Origin of the sequence: Brachybacterium squillarum M-6-3 (assembly GCF_000225825.1) — a bacterium.
GTDB classification, from domain to species: domain Bacteria; phylum Actinomycetota; class Actinomycetes; order Actinomycetales; family Dermabacteraceae; genus Brachybacterium; species Brachybacterium squillarum.
The window spans coordinates 532,844-550,319 of the sequence record NZ_AGBX01000001.1; the positions used below are offsets into that span (position 1 = coordinate 532,844).

The window sequence follows — 17,476 nt, forward strand, 5'->3', positions numbered from 1 at the left end:
CTCGATGCCGATCACTCGAAGAAGTCCTCGTCCACGTCGACGATATGCACAGTACGACGCACCTGCACGCCCACGCCGTAGCGGATCATCAGTCGAGCGAGTTTCGCCCCGTCGACCAGGACGACCCGCGCCTGCACCTGGTCGGCGTACTTCTCCGCATCGGCGCTGAAGCGGCTAGTGGTGAGGAAGACCCCCTGGTTCGCAGCGTTGCCGGCGAGCGCGCCCACGAACTCCTGGATCGCGGGACGGCCCACCGTGTTCTCCTTCGCGTAGCGCTTGGCCTGGACGTAGATGCGCGAGAGACCGAGGGCGTCCTGGTCGATGATCCCGTCGATGCCACCGTCTCGGGAGAGCTGCGTGCGGGTCGCGGAGCCCTCGGCACCGCCGTACCCCATTGCCATGAGGAGATCCAGCACGGCCTTCTCGAAGAACTCCGGCTCCTGCGCCTGGATCCGGGTGAGCAGTTGGTCGGCGACGTCGGCGTGGATGCGCGAGATGCCGTCCTCGATCTGCTCGTCCGGGTCGAGCGCGGTGCTCTCGTCGGCGGCGGGCGCTATGGAGATCGGTGCCGCGCCGGAGGCAGCAGGCTTCGGCGCTGACCGTGGCGACTCGTACCCGGGGACGCTGCGCAGGTCCTTCTCGGTCAGACCGTCCGGGTACGTCGTGAGTAAGCCGCGGCCCACGTCGGTGATCTGGTAGCGACCGCGCGAGGGCCGTTCCACTGCTCCGGCCCGCGCCAGGTAGGAGAGCGCCCAGTTGCCTCGGTTCACCCACTGCTCCTGCCCGGAGGGGATCACCACCGCGCGGTCCGCCTCACTGAGTCGGAGGTGATCGGCGGCGGCCGCGACGACATCCCGACCTCGCCGTACATCGCCGTCAGCGAGGACTCTCAGCGACGGGATCATGTACTGGTCCCAGGTGGGGGCGGGCATGCGGCCTCCTCTGTCCGGTGCGGCGTGTTCGCACTGGACCTGCGGCGATGCGAGCTGGCACAGGGCGCGGGTTCCCGAGACTTCGGCTGTCCACAATCCCCCTCAAGGGCAGTGCGATCTGTTTGCCCCCTTCGGCACACTGGCCGTCATCCCCAGCATCCCGCGGCAAGGAGCGGCGGTAATCGTCGATCGCCGTGCGCTTCAGCCGGACCAGCGTCAGCCGCGCCCCCTCCCCCAGGCTCATCCTGTCGCCGATGGCCCGCATCGTGACCATCAGACGACCACGCCCTGCGAGCGGCGGAGCGGCCCCGTGCGGCCGGTGCCGTCGCGCTCCGAACGAGTGCGGTCACCGGCGTCCTGCGACTGCACTCGCGGGTCGTGCGCAATGCTCATCTCGGGATGCTACGACGCAGTGCGGACAGGCCGAAGGGAACGCTGGCGAGCTCACCCACGACGACGCGCAGCCGGGACCGACCGAGAACGACAGCACTCGGAAGCAGCCACGCGGCTACTCTCGATCCATGGTCGGCTCTCCCGTCATCGCCCCCGAGCTCGTGACAGCGCTGGTGCCGTCACTCTCTCGGAGCCTCGCCGAGCAGTTCAACGTGTTCCGGGTGATGCACCACGGCACCCACGAGAAGCAGCTCTCCAACGTCTTCGCCTGGCTGCTCAACGAACAGGGAACCCATCAGCTCGGAGACGCACCCCAGCGCATCTTCCTCGATCTCGTCAACGCTGCGCTCCCCGAAGGAACCGCACTCCCCGTGACGGGATACGCAGTCGCCCAGGAGGTCGTCACTCCCGGGCACGAGGGGATGCTCGATCAGGAGTCCGCGGACATCGCCGACATCGTGCTCTCCTCGCCGGAGGCGGCTGTCGTCGTGGAGAACTTCGGAACGTCCGACGGGCACGGCCACGACTACCGCAGGTATCTCGCGCTCGGCACGGCAGGTGGACGTGCTGCTGCGGTCGTGCTCCTGTGCGAGCGCCGCGCCCCTCACCTCCAGCGCGACGGGTGGGAACAGGCAGTCGTGGTCACCGATGCCGAGTACCTGAACGCCCTCCGCGCGCACGTCGCCGACGATCGCTCATGGACCCGTCGGCACCCGGACCAACACCTCTTCATCCGTCAGCTGTTCGAGCACTTCGTGGAAGGACCCGCAGCGATGAACACCGAGGACACCCTCGCTTTCCTCACCGCGATGTGCGAGACGGGGGAATCGGCACGGTACGGGCAGCGACCTCGCGACCGCGTGGCGCAGGAGTTCGGCGACCTCATCGCCGCCCGGGCCCGCCGTCAGCTCGAGGACAGCCGTACGCTTCTCGCCTCGACGAAGCGGGCGCTGCGGGGCTACGCGAGCACTGTGCTCATTGATCAAGTGAACGAACGGATCACCGCGGGCCCGATCGAGAAGGTCGTGACACGCTTCGTCGGCCAGTGGGAGTGGTGCGTCGAGCTGCAACGCGCTGACAAGCATCCGACAGTCTTCGTCGAGTACGGTCCTACGGCGGTCGTGGAGCGGGAGCGGGTCCCGCAGCAGACCGAGAACCCCGACTACTCGCAGGTGTTCGTCACGCTGAAGGACGCCAAGGTCGGAGGGATCTCGCGCATCGCGCATACCGGTGTACGTCTCACCGAGGTCCTGGACGGTCTAACGGCCGACGACGTACGGCTGCGAGATGCGGTGCTGGAGATCGCCGGCGAGTAGCGTCGCTCAACGGTGCATGTCACGGAAGTCCTCAGCCCGCAGCCAGGCCGTCGTGTGTCTTCCGTGTCCGCCCCGGAAGACCGCTCAAGACAACACCCGCAGCCGTCGGAGGCGGGCGATCACGAACTGCGCAGCGGCCAGCTCTCCGTAAGGTAGTCCAGCGCATGGCCGAGCAGAGCCACGATGTCCGGTCCCGTCGCCTGCGTGGTGTCGATCCGCACGGACGCCTCGAAGCGCGTGTCGCCATCACGTCGGAAGCCCGGGTTGTAGCGCGAAGCATCGCCGCGTTCGAATCCCTTCTCGACGATCTCCGCCCAGTCCCCTTTCGCTGAGGGACGCCCGGACCCCTTATCAGTAAGGAGCAGACCAGCGCGGTCCGGATCGGTCTCCCGGAGGTAGTCGGAGAAGCTGTCGATTCGGATGGCTTCATCGAGAGTCGTCGCGAGGTGCCACGCAGCTTCTCTCTCAGCTCGCCCGTCCGGGAGTACATGGACCCCGAAGCGGAAATCCATCTTCCTAGCAGCCGGCTGCCACCGCACCTCTGCAATGGCGTTCTGCCCCTCTTGTCTCTGCGGGAAAGCACGCCACGACTGGAGCAGTGCATTGCCTCCTCCCGAGGTGACGCCGGGGTACGCCCGGTCCGCGCCTGCCTTGACGACGGCAGGCTTCAGGGCGCGGGTCAGGACGCGTCCCAGGAACGGGTCGGAGATCGACGAAAGCGACTCCGCCTCCCTGCCGTCGACCCCGACGCTCACAGCGGTGATCAGTGCCGACCACGACTCGAGGACCCTCGTCGCGGCCGCAGCAAGTACCGCAACTTCAGAGTTCGTGGACTCCATCCAGCGGCCTACGAGCGACGGGAGGGGAGCCACGGTCCATTGGGGGTCCAAGGCTGAGTCATGTGGGTCCTCCTGGTCCAGGGACGTGAGGAGCAGCGGGACGTCGGCGGCGAATGTCGACAAGTACCAGTCGGACTGCGCCTCGCTGAGGTGGTGACCGAGCTTCACCTCCACTGCACCGATCGTGTCACCGGCTGCGTCCATAAGAAGGAGGTCCGCACGCTTCTCGGTGCTCGCCCGTCCTTCTCGGATCGCTCGAGCGGGCAGCGCTCCGAGAAGGTCCGACCATGGCGTCGGGTCTTCCTCGGTGAAGTAGGCCAGCAGATCGCTGACGTTCGTCTCGCTCGCGAGAATCCTGCCCAGTCCGTTCATCGTCGATCCCCCGCTCAGTAGTGGTCCGCTTCAGGCTCAAAGAATGCCCGAGTCGCCAGACATTCGCTGGAGCTTCTCGCGCACTCCGCCTCGTCTGTCGCGACTGGCGCGTCCGCCGACCTACCCCCGCATGCTCCGATACGGCGTCCGCCCATCGAGCTCGACGAGGACGAGGTCAAGTCCCTGGAAGTGGTGTAGCGATCCTTCGCTGAGAGGTCAGGCGGCCAGAGCGGGCAGAGAGCTGGTGGCGACCTCCCCGGTGCTGGTGTCGGGGACGAGGTTGAGGCGGCATCGGGCGAGGACGTCGAGGCCGAGGTAACGGCGTCCTTCGGCCCACTCATCGGTCTGTTCGGCCAGGACCGCGCCGACGAGACGGACGATCGCCTCGCGGGTGGGGAAGATGCCCACGGAGTCGGTGCGGCGACGGATCTCCTTGTTCAAACGCTCGGTGGGATTGTTCGACCAGATCTGCCCCCACACATCCTTGGGGAACGCGGTGAACGCGAGGAGGTCCGCACGGGCGGCGTCGAGGTGCTCGGCCACGGCCCGGAGCCTCTCGCTCACGTAGTCCAGCAGCCGCTCGAACTGCGCGTTCACCGCTTGTGCGTCGGGCTGGTCATAGACGCTGTGCAGCATCGCCTTCACCGCCGGCCACATGCCCTTGGGGCAGATGCTCATCAGGTTCGCCGCGTAGTGGGTGCGACAGCGTTGCCAGGCCGCGCCGGGCAGGTGCGCAGCGATCGCTTCGACCAGCCCCGCATGCGCATCGGAGGTCACCAGGCGAACGCCGGCGAGGCCGCGGGCGACGAGGTCGGCGAAGAAGCCGTTCCACGCAGCTCCCGTCTCGGAGGTGGCGACCCGCATGCTGAGCACTTCGCGGTGCCCATCCCCGTTGACGCCGGTGGCGAGCAGGACGACGGCGTTGATCACCCGCCCACCCTCACGGACCTTCATCGTCAGCGCGTCGGCGGAGACGAACGTGAACGGCCCGGCCTCGTCCAGCGGGCGGTGGCGGAACTGCTCGACGTGCTCGTCCAACGACTCCGCCATCCTGCTGACCTGCGACTTCGAAAGCGAGTTGATGCCAAGGGTCTTCACGAGCTTATCCATGCGGCGGGTAGAGACACCGGCGAGATAGCAGTCCGCGACGACCGTGATCAGCGCAGACTCGGCGCGCTTGCGGCGCTCGAGCAGCCAGTCCGGGGAAGTAGGTGCCGGTGCGGAGCTTGGGGATCGCGACGTCGATCGTGCCGACGCGGGTGTCGAGGTCGCGGTGGCGGTAGCCGTTGCGCTGAGCGACCCGGTCGCTGCTGGGCCGGCCGTACTCCGCGCCGGCGACGGCGTCCGCGTCCGCGGAGAGCAGGGTGTTGATCCCGTCTTGGAGCAGGCTGCGCATCAGATCCGGGGATGCTTCGGACAGGGCTTCACCGAGCAGGCCGTAAGGGTCGACAATGCGGGGAGCGGTCATCGTGATGACTCCGTTCGAGAGTGCTGTGGAAGGTTGTCTCGAAGGATCACACGGTGGCCGCGCCCACGTCCGAGACGATCACGGGGCCACCGCGCTACACCACTATGCGGGACTCAACTGGTCGCGGATCACTACGACCCGCCAATCCACGCTTTGCCAGGGGCGCGGACGTCGAGCCGCTCCCCCTTCCTTCGCAGGAGCACTCCGGCACACCGGTCGCGTTGCCGGCCCCATGCTGCTGCTCGGGGCCGGAAAGGACCTGGCCTTAGCCCCGCTGACGACCTTCGGCATCGCCGGCGCGAGCAGCGCCGGGGTCATAGAGGCGGAATGGGAGCTGCTGAGGCCTGCTGCGCACACCGGGCACGACTGGCATCCTGCCTGGTCATGACGTTCGCGGGACGATGCGCACCTCGGAATGCGGCCCGCGATAGGGCAAGATGTGTCGCTGTCTCGTCCCCTCCCTCCTCGAGGAGCCCCCGATGACCGCCACCCCGCCCGCGCAGGAGCTCGCCCCCACCCGCTCCGAGCGCCTCGACCGCCTCCCCTTCACCCGCCGCCACGGCAAGCTGCTGGGCGCCTCCGGCATCGGCTGGGCACTGGACGCGATGGACGTCGGCCTGGTGTCCTTCGTGATCGCCGCGCTCAGCGTGCACTGGGGCATCTCCAAGGGCGACGGCTCGCTGCTGGCCTCGGCCGGCTTCGTCGGGATGGCGATCGGCGCCACCGTGGGCGGGCTGCTGGCCGACCGCATCGGCCGCCGCAGCGTCTTCGCCCTCACCCTGCTGGTCTACGGCCTGGCCACCGGGGCCTCCGCCCTCGCCGGAGGCCTGGCGGTGCTGATCACGCTGCGTTTCGTCGTCGGCCTGGGGCTCGGGGCGGAGCTGCCGGTCGCCTCGACCCTGGTCAGCGAGTTCGCCCCGAAGCGGATCCGCGGCCGGGTGGTGGTGTGGCTGGAGGCATTCTGGGCGCTGGGATGGATCCTCGCCGCCCTTATCGGCACCTTCGTGGCCGCCTCCGGGCCGAACGGCTGGCGCTGGGCGCTCGCGATCGGCGTGGTGCCCGCGCTGTACTCGCTGGTGATCCGCCTGTCCCTGCCCGAGTCGGTGCGCTACCTGGAGAGCAGGGGCCGCTACGAGGAGGCGGAGGCCGCGGTGCGGCAGTTCGAGGAGTCCGCCGACGTGCCCCCACCCGCCGACCCCGACGCCCGCCACGGCGAGTCCGCCGCGACGGAGCACACCCGGGAGAGCATCTGGTCCCCCGGGCTGCGGGCGCGCACCGCGGGCCTGTGGGTGGTGTGGTTCTGCATCAACCTGTCCTACTACGGCGCCTTCATCTGGATCCCGACGCTGCTGGTGGACCGCGGCTTCGACCTCACCCGCTCCTTCACCTTCACCCTGATCATCACGCTCGCGCAGATCCCCGGCTACGCGGTCTCCGCCTGGCTGATCGAGGTGCTCGGCCGCCGGTGGACGCTCACGATCTTCCTGGCCGGCTCCGCCGCGGCCGCGACGGCCTACGGGCTCGCGGACTCGGCCACGGCGATCATCGTGGCCGGCTGCCTGCTGAGCTTCTTCAACCTCGGCGCCTGGGGCGCCCTGTACGCGATCGGCCCCGAGCTGTACCCCACCCCCGTGCGCGGCACCGGCACCGGGGCCGCGGCGGGCTTCGGCCGCATCGCCTCCCTGCTGGCCCCGTTCATGGTGCCGGTGCTGGTGGCGAGCGGCGGCGAGATCCTCGCCTTCGGCATCTTCGCCCTGGCCTTCGCCCTGGCGGCGGTCGCAGCCTTCACCCTGCCCGAGCAGCGCGGCCGCGCCCTCGAGGCCTGAACCCCGAGACGTCGGGACGATGCCTGGGGTTCCCCGCCCCGGATGCGCATCCGGGGCCCCGTGCCCGACCCCCCTCGGGCACGGGCGCTCTCAGCCCAGCAGCTCCCCCACCCGGGTGACGATCCGCGCGAAGGAGATCGCCCCGGGGTCCGGGGTGCCCTGGGACTTGTCGCCGTGGGTGCGGGCGCGGCCCTTGGAGGCGACCAGGTCCGCGGTGCCCCGGGCGGCCTCGGTGGCCTGCTCGGCGGCGGAGGCCACGGCCGCGGCGGCCTCCCCCTCGGCGGAGGCCAGGGACTCGCGGAAGGGCACCATGGCGTCCACCATCGTCTTGTCCCCCACCTGGGCTCCGCCCAGCCGCTCCACGGCCTCGACCGCGCCGATCATACCGGCCAGCAGCTGCGCGTCGGTCACCGCCTGCTGGTCGTCCAGGGCGCTGCCGAGGCTGGTCAGGGCCGCGCCCCACAGCGCGCCGGAAGTGCCGCCGGCCTCGGCGGACCAGGCGGCCCCGGCCTGCACCAGCACGGTGCGGGCCCCGGCGCCGCCGTCGATCGCCCGGCGTCCGGCGCGGTCCGCGGCGCGGATGCCGATGAGCATCCCCTGGCCGTGGTCGCCGTCCCCGGCGATCTGGTCCATCCGGCCCAGCTCGGGCTCCAGCTCCTCCAGCAGGGCGGACAGCTCGGCGAGAACCTCCCCGACGCGGGCGGCCGAGGCGCGGGAGTCCTCCGAGGCCTCCGGGATCGGGTCCTCCCCGGGGGCGTAGACCTCGCCGCGCTCCTCTCCGAGCTCGCCCTCGACGGTGCCGCCGCGACGGAAGGCGGGGGCGTCGGCCGGGGCCAGCCAGTACCGCTCCAGCTCCGTGTCCAGGCGCGTCACGGTCAGCGACAGCCCGGCCATGTCGAGGCTGGTCACGTGCTCGCCCACCTCGGGCCGCACGACGGTCAGGCCGCGCTCAGCGAGCAGCTCGGACACGTGCGCCCAGAGCACGAACATCTCCTCGTACTTCACGGTGCCCAGGCCGTTCAGCACCACGGCGACCCGCGCGGAGTCGAGCTCCGGGGTCTCGGCCAGTGCGCCCTCCACCAGGCGCTCGGCCAGCTCGCGGGCACGCGGCATGGGCACCTCGTCGATGCCGGGCTCACCGTGGATGCCGAGGCCCACGGCCATCGCGCCCTCGGGCACGTGGAACAGGGCGTCCTCGGCGCCGGGCAGGGTGCAGCCGTCGAAGGCGACGCCGATCGAGCGGGTCGCGTCGTTGGCCTTCCACGCCACGGCCTCGGCCTCCTCCAGGGAGGCCCCGGCCTGGATCGCGGCGCCGGCGACCTTGAAGACCACGAGGTCCCCGGCGATGCCGCGGCGGTCGCGGTGCTGGTCCTCGGAGTTGGAGGCGACGTCGTCGCTGACCTTCACGATGCGGGTGTCGATGCCCTCGGCGCGAAGCTTCTCGGCGGCGACCCCGAAGTGGAGGACGTCCCCGGCGTAGTTGCCGAAGCCGAGGATCACGCCGCCGCCGTTCTCGGCGTTGCGGGCCACGGCGTAGACCTGGTCCGCGGAGGGCGAGGCGAAGATGTTGCCGCAGGGGGCGCCGTGGGCGAAGCCGGGACCCACCCAGCCGGCGAAGGCCGGGTAGTGGCCGGAGCCGCCGCCCACCACCAGGGCGGGCTGCCCGGCAGGGGTGGCGGCGGCGCGCACCACCCCGCCGTGCACCCCCAGCAGCTCCTCGGGGTATGCCGCGACCAGGCCGCGGACGGCGTCGGCGGGAAAGGAGCTCGGATCGTCGTACAGGTAGGTCATCACGGCCTCCGGGGCTCGGATCAGGGGGCTGGCGAGGACGGACGGAACACGGACGGGGCGGGCCGGCCCCATGGGGAGCCGGCCCGCCCGGTCGCTCAGGCGGCGGTGTAGCCGCCGTCGATGGACATGATCGAGCCGGTCACGAAGGAGCTCGCGTCGGAGGCGAGGTACACCGCGGCGCCGGCCAGCTCGTGGGGCTCCCCGGGGCGCTTCATCGGGGTCATCAGCATCCACTGGTCGATCTGCGGACCGCCCTCCTCGAAGAACTCGCGGGTCAGCTCCGTCTTCATGTAGCCCGGGGCGATGGCGTTGACGCGCACGCCCTGCTCGGCCCACTCGCAGGCGGCGCTGCGGGTCAGGTTGTGCACCGCGGACTTGGAGGCGTTGTAGCTGGCCTGGGCCTGCGGGATGTTCGCGATCAGGCCGCTCATGGAGCCGGTGTTGATGATGCTGCCGGAGCCGCGACCGATCATGTGGCGGCCCACGGCGCGCAGCACGTAGAACACGCCGTCCAGGTTCAGCGCCATCACCTTGCGCCAGTTCTCGTCGGGCACGTCCTCGATGCCCTGGTGGATGACCATGCCGGCGTTGTTCAGCAGGATGTCGATCCCGCCGAACTCGGCGGCGACGTCGGCGACGACGGCGTCCACGGCCGCGGAGTCGGTGACGTCCAGGTGGCGGTAGCCGGTGCGGACACCCGTGGCGGAGGCCAGCTCCTGGGCGGCGGCCTCGCCGGGGGCGTCGTCGATGTCGACCAGGACGATGTTCGCGCCGTGGTCGGCGAGGCCGCGGGCCATGGCCAGGCCCAGGCCCTTGGCGCCGCCGGTGACGAGGGCGGTCTTCCCGCTGAGGTCGAAGAGATCGGTGGTGGTGCTCATGGGGTGTCCTTCCGGAGCAGGGGCGTCGGGTGGGAGTGCAGGGGGCCGGGCGGCGGGAAGGGGTCCTGCCGCCCGGCCGGGGGCATCAGGCGGTGGCGCCGTGGTGCTCGTGGTGGTCGTCGGCCTCGATGGTCTTGCCGTGGGCCCGGGGCTGGTCGACCTTGAGGAAGAAGGTCATCACGAAGGCGCAGCCGTACAGCAGGACGAAGGCCCAGACCACGCCCACGTCGCCGCCCCAGGGCCGCACCAGCGCCACCACGGCCGAGCCGAGGAAGGTCGCACCGCCCGCGGCGGTGGTGTACATGGCCATCGCGGCGCCCTTGTGGTCGGGGGCGAGCGCCGGCATGATCGCGCCGAGCGGCACGAAGCCGGCCAGCATGATGCCGAAGATGGTGCCCGCGGCAACGGCCACGAAGTAGCCCCAGTCGGAGCCGGCCGGCACCCAGTGCGGCACGTACCACCAGGCCAGCAGGCCGATGGCGGAGCCGACGATGCCGAACCAGCGCACGGTGGTGGTCCAGCCGATGCGGTCGCCCAGCGCCCCGAAGGCGGCGTTGAACAGGATGTTGCCGGCGAAGATCACCGAGGTCATCACCAGCCAGCGGGACTCGCCCCAGCCCAGGGTCTGGGCGATCACGGTGGGCAGGATGATGAACATGCCGAACTGCGGGGCGGTGTTGATCAGGCGGGTCAGGAAGCCCATCAGCACACGCTTGTTGGTGGCGGCCAGCCGCACGCCGGAGAAGATGACCCGCGAGCTGCTCTCGCCCTCGGGGGCCAGGCGGCGGTAGCCGTGGGGCTCCCGCACGCCCAGCCGTGCCACCAGGAAGCCGGTGATGACGATCGCGGTGGAGGCGACCATGGTCCAGCGCTGGCCGGTGAAGCCGCCGCCGAAGGTCGGGATCAGCACCACGGCCACCAGGGAGCCGATGGTCGGCATGCCGCCGGTGAACATCACGTAGAACCAGCCCACGGCCGCGCCGTTGCGCTGCTTGTTGACCACCGCGTTGATCCACACCAGGAAGGCGAAGGCGAACAGCGGGAAGCCGAAGCCGCGCAGCGCGTAGCTCAGGAAGATCAGCGGCACCGACTCGGTGGCCAGCGAGCCGACGAAGGCCGCCTGGAAGACCACCCAGACGACGACGCCCAGCAGCATCACCCTCCGGGGGCCCCACAGGTCCGAGAGCGCCCCGGCCAGGTAGGAGCCGATCAGCGCGGAGAGGCTGTAGAAGGTGATGATCGTGGCGGCGAGGTTGATCTTCTCGTCGCCGCCGCCGAACACGTTGGCGAGGTGCGGGGAGACGAAGTTGGTCTCCACGCCGTTGCCGGTCATGAAGATCAGCACGCCGAGGAAGCCCCAGCGCAGGGCGTGGGGGATGCCGAGCCGGTCCAGGAAGGTCTCCTGGGCGGCGCCGGGCTGCGGCTGGGCGCCGGCGGTCCGGGGGACGGAGCTCATGCGAGCACTCCTTCGTGCAGGGAGAGGGGGATGGGGACCGCGCTCAGCGACCGGGGAGGATGGAGACCTTGACGGAGGCGCCGGAGGAGTCGCCCACGGTGTCCAGGGCGGTCTGGACCTCGCCCAGGCCGAACTGGTGGGTGCAGATCTCGTCCATCGGCAGGGTGCCGGACTCGATGATCTTGATGGCCGCGGGCCAGCAGTTCGGGCCCAGGTGGGCGCCGAGCACGTCGAGCTCCTTGTCGTCGGAGATGATCGACCAGTCCACGGTGACGTCGTCCTTGAACACCGAGTACTCGACGAAGCGGCCGAGCTTGCGCAGCAGGTTCAGGCCCTGGGAGACGGCGCTGGGGTGGCCGGTGCACTCGATGTACACGTCGGCGCCGTAGCCGCCGGTCAGCTCGCGGACCTTCTCGAACACGTCGACCGTCGAGGGGTTCAGGGTGAGGTCGGCGCCGCACTTCGCGGCCAGGGCGAGCTTGTCGTCGTCGAAGTCGAGGGCGATGACCAGTTTCGGGTTCTTGTGGGAGGCGCCGATGATCGCGCCGAGGCCGATGGGGCCGCAGCCGGCCACGACCACCACGTCGTCGAAGGTGAGCTGGGCGCGCTCCACGGCGTGCAGCGAGCAGGACAGCGGCTCGGAGAAGGCCGCGTGGTGCGGGGGGATCTCGGAGGAGACCTTGTGGGCGCGGGCCAGGGCCGGGACGACCATGTACTCGGCCATCGCGCCGTCGTAGTGCTTGAAGCCGAACATGTCGTGCGGGCCGCACATCCAGTACCAGCCGCGCTGGCAGTACATGCATTCGCCGCAGGGCACGATCTGCTCGCAGGCGATGCGGTCGCCGAGGGAGACTCCGTGGTGGGCCAGGGCCTCCTCGCTGCCGGCGACGACCTTCCCGACCAGCTCGTGGCCGGGGGTGATGCCGGGCTGCACCCAGCGATCGCGGTTCTCGTCGCCCCAGAACTTCGCGGCGCCGTGGTAGCACTTCAGGTCGCTGGCGCAGACGCCGACCGCCTCCACCTGGATCAGCAGCTCGTCGTCGGCGGGCGTCGGGACCGCCACCTCCTCGAGCCGGTAGTCCTCGGGGGCGTGCATGACCACGGCCTGCATGGTGTCGGGGATCGAGCTCATCGGACCACATCTCCTTCGATACGTCACGGGCGCCCCGGGTGGGGCTCGGTGCGGCAGGGAGGGCCATCCGGGCGGGCCGTCCTCGACGCCGCGACCCACCGTAGGGAGACCTAGAACATCGGTCAAGCACAAATGTTCCGACCCAGCACACGACAGGGAATCGGACGTATCGGTCGGGTGTGTCGGCGCAGCCGGGGCGCACGGGACGTGCCGGACGGCGGGACGGGGCCGCCCCCGGAAGCGGGACGGGGTCGCGCCAGGAAGCGGGAGGGGGCCGCGCGGCGTCGGCGGGCTCAGGCCACGGCGGCCGCGGCCTCGCCCTCGGCGAGCACCGCCCGGGCGGTGGGGGCGTCGGTGATCAGGCTGGTGAACAGCCCCGCATTGGCGCCCGCCAGGATCGAGGGCACCTTCTCGGTGCCCGCGGCGAGGGCCAGGATGTGCGGGATCCGGTGCAGCAGCTCCAGGGACGGGCGCAGCAGCCGGTCCGAGCCGGGGTACTCGATCGGGCGGCCGCGGTCGTCGTAGAAGTGCAGGCAGATGTCCCCCGCCGCGGCGTCCAGCGCCGGCTCCTGCCGGGGCACCACGCTGGTCAGGGACTCACGGCCGCGGTACGGGGCGCCGATGCCGATGATCATCGCCCGCGCCCGCTCCCACAGCCCGGTGATCTCCCGGAAGCTCGGGTCCGCCTGCAGGGACTCCCACAGGCTGGGGCTCGGCAGCGCCGGCGCGAAGATGTAGCGCGCCTCGGCGCCCGTGCGGGAGGCCAGGCGGCCCGCGGTCTCGTTGGTCTGGTAGGCACGGTCCGGCTCCTGCAGGCCGCCCACGGTCGGGGCCACGATCACCCCGGGCAGGGCGGGCAGCGAGTCCATGCCGCTGACCGCGTAGGTGGTGCGGCCGGAGGACACCATCAGCACGTCCCCCCGGCGCAGCTGCAGCACCCGCAGCTCCTGGGTCAGCAGCTCCCCCAGGCCCCGGCATCCCCGTTCGATCTGGTCGCCGGGAGCGATGCGCACCTGCGCGATCCCCAGCAGCTCCCGCAGCCGGTCCTCGAGCGCGGGCAGGTCCTCGGCGGGCAGGTCCAGCACCTCGAAGCGCACCATGCCGATGCGGCGCGCCTCGGTGAGCAGTTTGGAGACGGTGGGACGCGAGACCCCGAGGCGCTCGGCCACCTCCGCCTGGCGCAGGTCGTCCAGGTAGTACGCGGAGGCGGCGCGGTGCAGCAGCTGCAGGTCCATCGTGGTCTCGAGCACCGGGTCTCCTCTCGCGGTCGCATCGCAGGCGACCCGCATCGCGCCTGGCCACCGGCTCGTCGGGCGGCAGCGCCGGACGGCGGGCGGGCCGGATCCCCGGAATCCTACCGATCCGGCCGGGGGGCGCACCGGGACCCGGGCGCACCGTGACCACACCGGGACCACACCCGGACCGCCCCGGCTGTCCACCGGATGGATCCAGGGAGACACTGCCCTGCCTATGGCGGGCGAGTGTCTCCCTGGATCCATCTCATGGACATGGCCGGGCGGACGGACCGCGCCCCTCACCCCACGCCCAGGGTGCGGCGCAGGTGGGCATGGGCGTACTCGCAGACCAGGGCGTGGCGGTAGACCATCTGCGGCACGTCCACGTTGGAGTCCATCCACAGGCTCACCCCGTCCACCTTCCAGTGCCGGAAGGCCTCGTCCCCGGTGATGGCGGCGACAATCTCCAGCAGGGAGTCGTCGAAGCGCAGCGAGTGCACGGCGCGGCGGAACTCCTCGAGGTCCAGCGCCATGGCGAAGGGGATGTTCATCAGGCACAGCGCGGTCTGGATGTCCAGGCGCAGCAGCAGCTCCATGGCGTCGGGGGCGACGAAGCGGCGCAGGAACCACAGGCACAGGGCGTCCATGGTCGTCAGCCGCATCCAGCGCCGCGGCACCAGGCGCTTGGCCAGGCTGATCCACCACACCAGGATGCGGGAGGCGGGCCGCGCGAGGGGGTAGAGCCAGTGGCGAGAGGGGCGCCGCTGGTCCTTCGCGATCATCGCGACGAGCTCGCGGTCCAGGGGGATCGAGGGGTCGGCCAGCACGGCCTCCCACATGCTGGGGTCGCCGAGCGGCGCGGAGCGGTGCGCGGGGGTCGCCATCTCAGCACCGGTCCAGCTCGGTGAGCTGCAGGGCGTACAGCCGTGCCACCACCCGCGCACAGGAGACGATCTCGTCGTGGGCGGCGGCGTCGAGCCGGTCGGAGGAGAGGATCGCGTCCAGCGCCCCGGTGTGCTCGGCGTCGGCGTCGTGGTGGTAGCGCATGAAGTGCACCTGAGCGTCGGCCAGGCCCAGCACCTCCTGGAAGCGCTCCGCCCAGCCCAGCGCCTTCTGCGCGCCCAGGCCCTCGATGATGACCATCGCGCCGAGGCAGGCCACGGGATTGGGCCGTCCGGCCTGGTGGAACATGTATACGGTCAGGGCCTGGGTGCCGATGTTGGGACGGCCGGCCCGGAGCTCCTCGCGGGAGCCGCCGACGGCGACGTAGTCGTGCTCGAGCATCAGGTGGTCGCGGTGCTCCTCGACGGCGTGGTGCATCGCGGCGGAGCGCAGCTCGAAGTGGTCCATGTCGAAGCCGGAGGCGGCCAGGGCGATCCAGCGGGAGCCGTCAACCACCTGCTGACGGAGGTTCCGCAGCAGCCGCAGGTAGTCCTCGATCTCCACCTCCCCCGCCTCGAGGGCGAGGAGGATCGGCACCTGCGCGAGCTGCTCCTCGACCTCGGACCAGACCTCGGCCAGGCGGGCTGCGAGATCGTCGGGGTCGGCGGCGGTCGGGGCGGCGCCGGTGTTTCCGCGGGTGGCGAGGTTCGAGTACCAGCGGGACTCGTCCAGGCCCGGGATGCGGGCGGCGAGGGCGTCGAACACCAGGTCGCGGAAGGCGTGGGTGCTGTAGTGGCAGATCACGTGGTCGAGGCGGCGCAGGTCCACGAGGCCGTGGTCGACGAGCCGCTCGAACTCGGCCAGGCCCATCTCGGTCAGCCGCGGCAGCATCGCGGTGTCCTGGCGGATCTGCAGCATCCCGGCGCGCTCGGCGGCGGCGAGGTCCTCCTGGTCCTGCCAGGTGCGGCCGGCCTCGGCGACGGGCCCGGCGAGCCCGGCGCGCATGCACACGGGCTGCTCGTGGGCGTGGGAGACCAAGCGCACCCAGTCCACCCGCAGGCTGGGGGCGTCCCGGCGCGGCTGGAACTCGACCACGGCGGCCCCGGCCCCGTCGGAGAGCATCCAGCGCAGGAAGTGGGCGTCGCCGCGGCCGGCGGTGCCGGTGAAGCGGCGTTCGTGCAGCCAGCGGCTGGAGAGCTCGGAGCCGACGACGGCGGCGCGGGCGTGGTCGCCGAGGCGCACCTTGGCGACGGCGGCGTCGAGCGCGGCGATCGAGGAGGCGCAGACCCCCTGGGCGGTGAGCAGCTGCATCGGGCCGCCGCCGAGCCGGCCGTGCACCATCGAGGCGAAGCCCGGCACCAGCAGGTCGCCCTGGGTGGTGGCGCAGGCGAGCATCCCGAGGTCCTCGGGGCCGAGGCCGCGGTCGGCGAGGGCCGCGCGCAGGGCGTGCGCGGCGAGCTCCTCGTTCAGGGCGGTGGTGCGGCCCTCGGTGTCCATCGCGTAGTGGCGGGTGCGGATGCCGTTGGCCTGCTGGATCGAGGCGCGCAGGCGGGCGGTGACCCGGTCGGTGCCGCCGAGGATGTCCGCCACCTCGTCATTGGCGATGGGAGGCCCGGGCAGGTGGCTGCCGAGTCCGGTGATGTACGCGCTGGCCGTCATCCGGTCATTTATCCACGGCGACGCACGATGACCCAGGGGTAGGACTCCCCACGCGGCTACGGTGGGACCAGCCCGGCCGGCCCGCTGCGAGGGTCGGCGCCCCGTCCCCGCCCCGGAGGTCCCATGCGCGCCGAGCGTCTCACCGACTCGATCTGCTACCACGGCGAGGGTCCCAGCTGGTCACCCACCTGGGGCGGGCTGCGCTGGGTGGACATGCTGGCCGGGGACGTCCTGCAGCGCGGCGAGGACGGCGCGATCACCCGGATCCCCACCCCGAGCCGGGTCGTGGCCTGCGTGCGCCCGGCCGCGGACGGCGGCGCGGTGATGGCCCTCGAGAAGGGCTTCGGACGGGAGGACGCCGACGGGACGATCACGGCCCTCCCGCCGCTGTGGAGCGAGCCGGTGCGGATGAACGAGGGCGCCGTCGCCCCGGACGGCTCCTTCCTGTGCGGCTCGATGGCCTACGACCAGCGGCGGGGCGCGGCAGCCATGTGGCGCCTGCACCCCGACGGCCGCAGCGAGCGGCTGTTCGGCGGGCTCACCATCTCCAACGGCCTCGCCTTCACCGCCGACGGTGCCCGCGCGTTCTTCGTCGACACCCCGAGCGGCCGGGTCGACCTCTTCGACTGGGACGACGAGGCGGGCCTCGTCGAGCGCCGCCCCTTCGTCGACCTGGCGACCGAGGACGGCCACCCCGACGGGCTGTGCCTGGACGCGGAGGGGAACGTCTGGGTGGCGATGAACGGCGGCGGGCAGGTGCTGGGCCTGGACGCCGCCGAGGCCGTCGCGGAGCGCATCGAGGTGGGGGCGCGGCAGGTCACGGCCTGCACCTTCGGCGGGGAGGACCTGGCGACGCTGTTCATCACCACCAGCCGGGAGAACCTGCCGGCCGAGGAGGACCCCGCCGCCGGCTCCCTCTTCGCCGCCACCCCAGGCGTCACCGGCGACCCGACCCTCCGCCTCTACGGCGCCTGACCCGCGGCACCGAGGCGCCGAGGCGTCCCAGGGCCCTGCCCCGTCCCGGCCCCCGCGGACCGGAGCCAGTACCGCCTGCTCCCCATGCTCACGCCCCGCCATGTCCGGGAAACTTCCACCCACGCGGAAGATTTTCGGACGCCGCGCCCCACTCCCCGCCCCCACCCACGACGAAGCCCCGCTTTTCGACGTTTCCTGCCAGATCGTGGCAGCAAACGTCGAAAAACGGGGCGGTAAAGGGCCCGTACCACTCAGGCTCTACCGGACTGCCTGATCTCCTGCCGCTCGCAGGCTCACAGCACGTCGATCAGGCTCTACCGGA

13 protein-coding genes and 1 pseudogene are annotated in these 17,476 nt (G+C 71.2%); 4 read left to right on the forward strand and 10 right to left on the reverse strand.

Annotated features, from left to right (window positions below):
• Positions 1-11: 11 nt before the first annotated feature.
• A complete protein-coding gene (locus tag OM98_RS02460) occupies positions 12-932 on the reverse strand; it encodes a restriction endonuclease (RefSeq protein ID WP_010532981.1) in 921 nt (306 codons plus the stop codon).
• A 521-nt stretch (positions 933-1,453) separates the two neighbouring features.
• On the opposite strand from OM98_RS02460, the gene OM98_RS02465 reads away from it, so the two are divergent.
• Positions 1,454-2,641, forward strand: coding sequence for a PD-(D/E)XK nuclease family protein (locus OM98_RS02465; protein ID WP_010532982.1), 1,188 nt, complete (start codon positions 1,454-1,456; stop codon positions 2,639-2,641).
• 119 nt (positions 2,642-2,760) lie between these two features.
• Here the strand turns inward: OM98_RS02465 and OM98_RS02470 are convergent, their stop codons facing one another.
• Positions 2,761-3,852 carry a hypothetical protein gene (locus tag OM98_RS02470; protein ID WP_010532983.1) on the reverse strand — a complete coding sequence of 364 codons (1,092 nt, stop codon included), beginning with the start codon at positions 3,850-3,852 and terminating at the stop codon, positions 2,761-2,763.
• Positions 3,853-4,068: 216 nt separating this feature from the next.
• Positions 4,069-5,320: pseudogene (locus OM98_RS14400) on the reverse strand (IS256 family transposase).
• A gap of 232 nt (positions 5,321-5,552) precedes the next feature.
• On the opposite strand from OM98_RS14400, the gene OM98_RS15760 reads away from it, so the two are divergent.
• Positions 5,553-5,708, forward strand: coding sequence for a hypothetical protein (locus OM98_RS15760; protein WP_175285937.1), 156 nt, complete (start codon positions 5,553-5,555; stop codon positions 5,706-5,708).
• A 91-nt stretch (positions 5,709-5,799) separates the two neighbouring features.
• A complete protein-coding gene (locus OM98_RS02480; RefSeq protein WP_010532986.1) occupies positions 5,800-7,146 on the forward strand; it encodes an MFS transporter in 1,347 nt (448 codons plus the stop codon).
• A 90-nt stretch (positions 7,147-7,236) separates the two neighbouring features.
• Here the strand turns inward: OM98_RS02480 and OM98_RS02485 are convergent, their stop codons facing one another.
• The 7 genes from OM98_RS02485 to OM98_RS02515 all read right to left on the reverse strand — a co-directional run bounded on the left by OM98_RS02485 (position 7,237) and on the right by OM98_RS02515 (position 16,179).
• Positions 7,237-8,937 carry a dihydroxyacetone kinase family protein gene (locus tag OM98_RS02485; RefSeq protein ID WP_010532987.1) on the reverse strand — a complete coding sequence of 567 codons (1,701 nt, stop codon included), beginning with the start codon at positions 8,935-8,937 and terminating at the stop codon, positions 7,237-7,239.
• 95 nt (positions 8,938-9,032) lie between these two features.
• Positions 9,033-9,815 (reverse strand): glucose 1-dehydrogenase, encoded by a 783-nt coding sequence (locus OM98_RS02490; protein ID WP_010532988.1) that lies wholly within the window; start codon positions 9,813-9,815, stop codon positions 9,033-9,035.
• Between the two features lie 85 nt (positions 9,816-9,900).
• A complete protein-coding gene (locus tag OM98_RS02495) occupies positions 9,901-11,271 on the reverse strand; it encodes an MFS transporter (RefSeq protein ID WP_010532989.1) in 1,371 nt (456 codons plus the stop codon).
• A gap of 43 nt (positions 11,272-11,314) precedes the next feature.
• A complete protein-coding gene (locus tag OM98_RS02500) occupies positions 11,315-12,403 on the reverse strand; it encodes an erythritol/L-threitol dehydrogenase (RefSeq protein WP_010532990.1) in 1,089 nt (362 codons plus the stop codon).
• 293 nt (positions 12,404-12,696) lie between these two features.
• Positions 12,697-13,653, reverse strand: coding sequence for a sugar-binding transcriptional regulator (locus tag OM98_RS02505; RefSeq protein ID WP_010532991.1), 957 nt, complete (start codon positions 13,651-13,653; stop codon positions 12,697-12,699).
• A gap of 284 nt (positions 13,654-13,937) precedes the next feature.
• Entirely contained in the window at positions 13,938-14,522 is a 585-nt protein-coding gene (locus tag OM98_RS02510; protein WP_010532992.1) for a DUF6999 family protein, read from the reverse strand.
• Position 14,523: 1 nt separating this feature from the next.
• Positions 14,524-16,179 carry an iron-containing redox enzyme family protein gene (locus OM98_RS02515; RefSeq protein ID WP_010532993.1) on the reverse strand — a complete coding sequence of 552 codons (1,656 nt, stop codon included), beginning with the start codon at positions 16,177-16,179 and terminating at the stop codon, positions 14,524-14,526.
• 123 nt (positions 16,180-16,302) lie between these two features.
• On the opposite strand from OM98_RS02515, the gene OM98_RS02520 reads away from it, so the two are divergent.
• Positions 16,303-17,154, forward strand: coding sequence for an SMP-30/gluconolactonase/LRE family protein (locus OM98_RS02520; RefSeq protein WP_010532994.1), 852 nt, complete (start codon positions 16,303-16,305; stop codon positions 17,152-17,154).
• Positions 17,155-17,476: the final 322 nt, after the last annotated feature.

What these genes read in the sequence shown, in the direction of transcription:
- OM98_RS02460 (WP_010532981.1), bottom strand. Translation starts at nt 932, where the DNA reads ATGCCCGCCCCCACCTGGGACCAGTACATGATCCCGTCGCTGAGAGTC.
- OM98_RS02465 (WP_010532982.1), top strand. Translation starts at nt 1,454, where the DNA reads ATGGTCGGCTCTCCCGTCATCGCCCCCGAGCTCGTGACAGCGCTGGTG.
- OM98_RS02470 (WP_010532983.1), bottom strand. Translation starts at nt 3,852, where the DNA reads ATGAACGGACTGGGCAGGATTCTCGCGAGCGAGACGAACGTCAGCGAT.
- OM98_RS15760 (WP_175285937.1), top strand. Translation starts at nt 5,553, where the DNA reads ATGCTGCTGCTCGGGGCCGGAAAGGACCTGGCCTTAGCCCCGCTGACG.
- OM98_RS02480 (WP_010532986.1), top strand. Translation starts at nt 5,800, where the DNA reads ATGACCGCCACCCCGCCCGCGCAGGAGCTCGCCCCCACCCGCTCCGAG.
- OM98_RS02485 (WP_010532987.1), bottom strand. Translation starts at nt 8,937, where the DNA reads ATGACCTACCTGTACGACGATCCGAGCTCCTTTCCCGCCGACGCCGTC.
- OM98_RS02490 (WP_010532988.1), bottom strand. Translation starts at nt 9,815, where the DNA reads ATGAGCACCACCACCGATCTCTTCGACCTCAGCGGGAAGACCGCCCTC.
- OM98_RS02495 (WP_010532989.1), bottom strand. Translation starts at nt 11,271, where the DNA reads ATGAGCTCCGTCCCCCGGACCGCCGGCGCCCAGCCGCAGCCCGGCGCC.
- OM98_RS02500 (WP_010532990.1), bottom strand. Translation starts at nt 12,403, where the DNA reads ATGAGCTCGATCCCCGACACCATGCAGGCCGTGGTCATGCACGCCCCC.
- OM98_RS02510 (WP_010532992.1), bottom strand. Translation starts at nt 14,522, where the DNA reads ATGGCGACCCCCGCGCACCGCTCCGCGCCGCTCGGCGACCCCAGCATG.
- OM98_RS02515 (WP_010532993.1), bottom strand. Translation starts at nt 16,179, where the DNA reads ATGACGGCCAGCGCGTACATCACCGGACTCGGCAGCCACCTGCCCGGG.
- OM98_RS02520 (WP_010532994.1), top strand. Translation starts at nt 16,303, where the DNA reads ATGCGCGCCGAGCGTCTCACCGACTCGATCTGCTACCACGGCGAGGGT.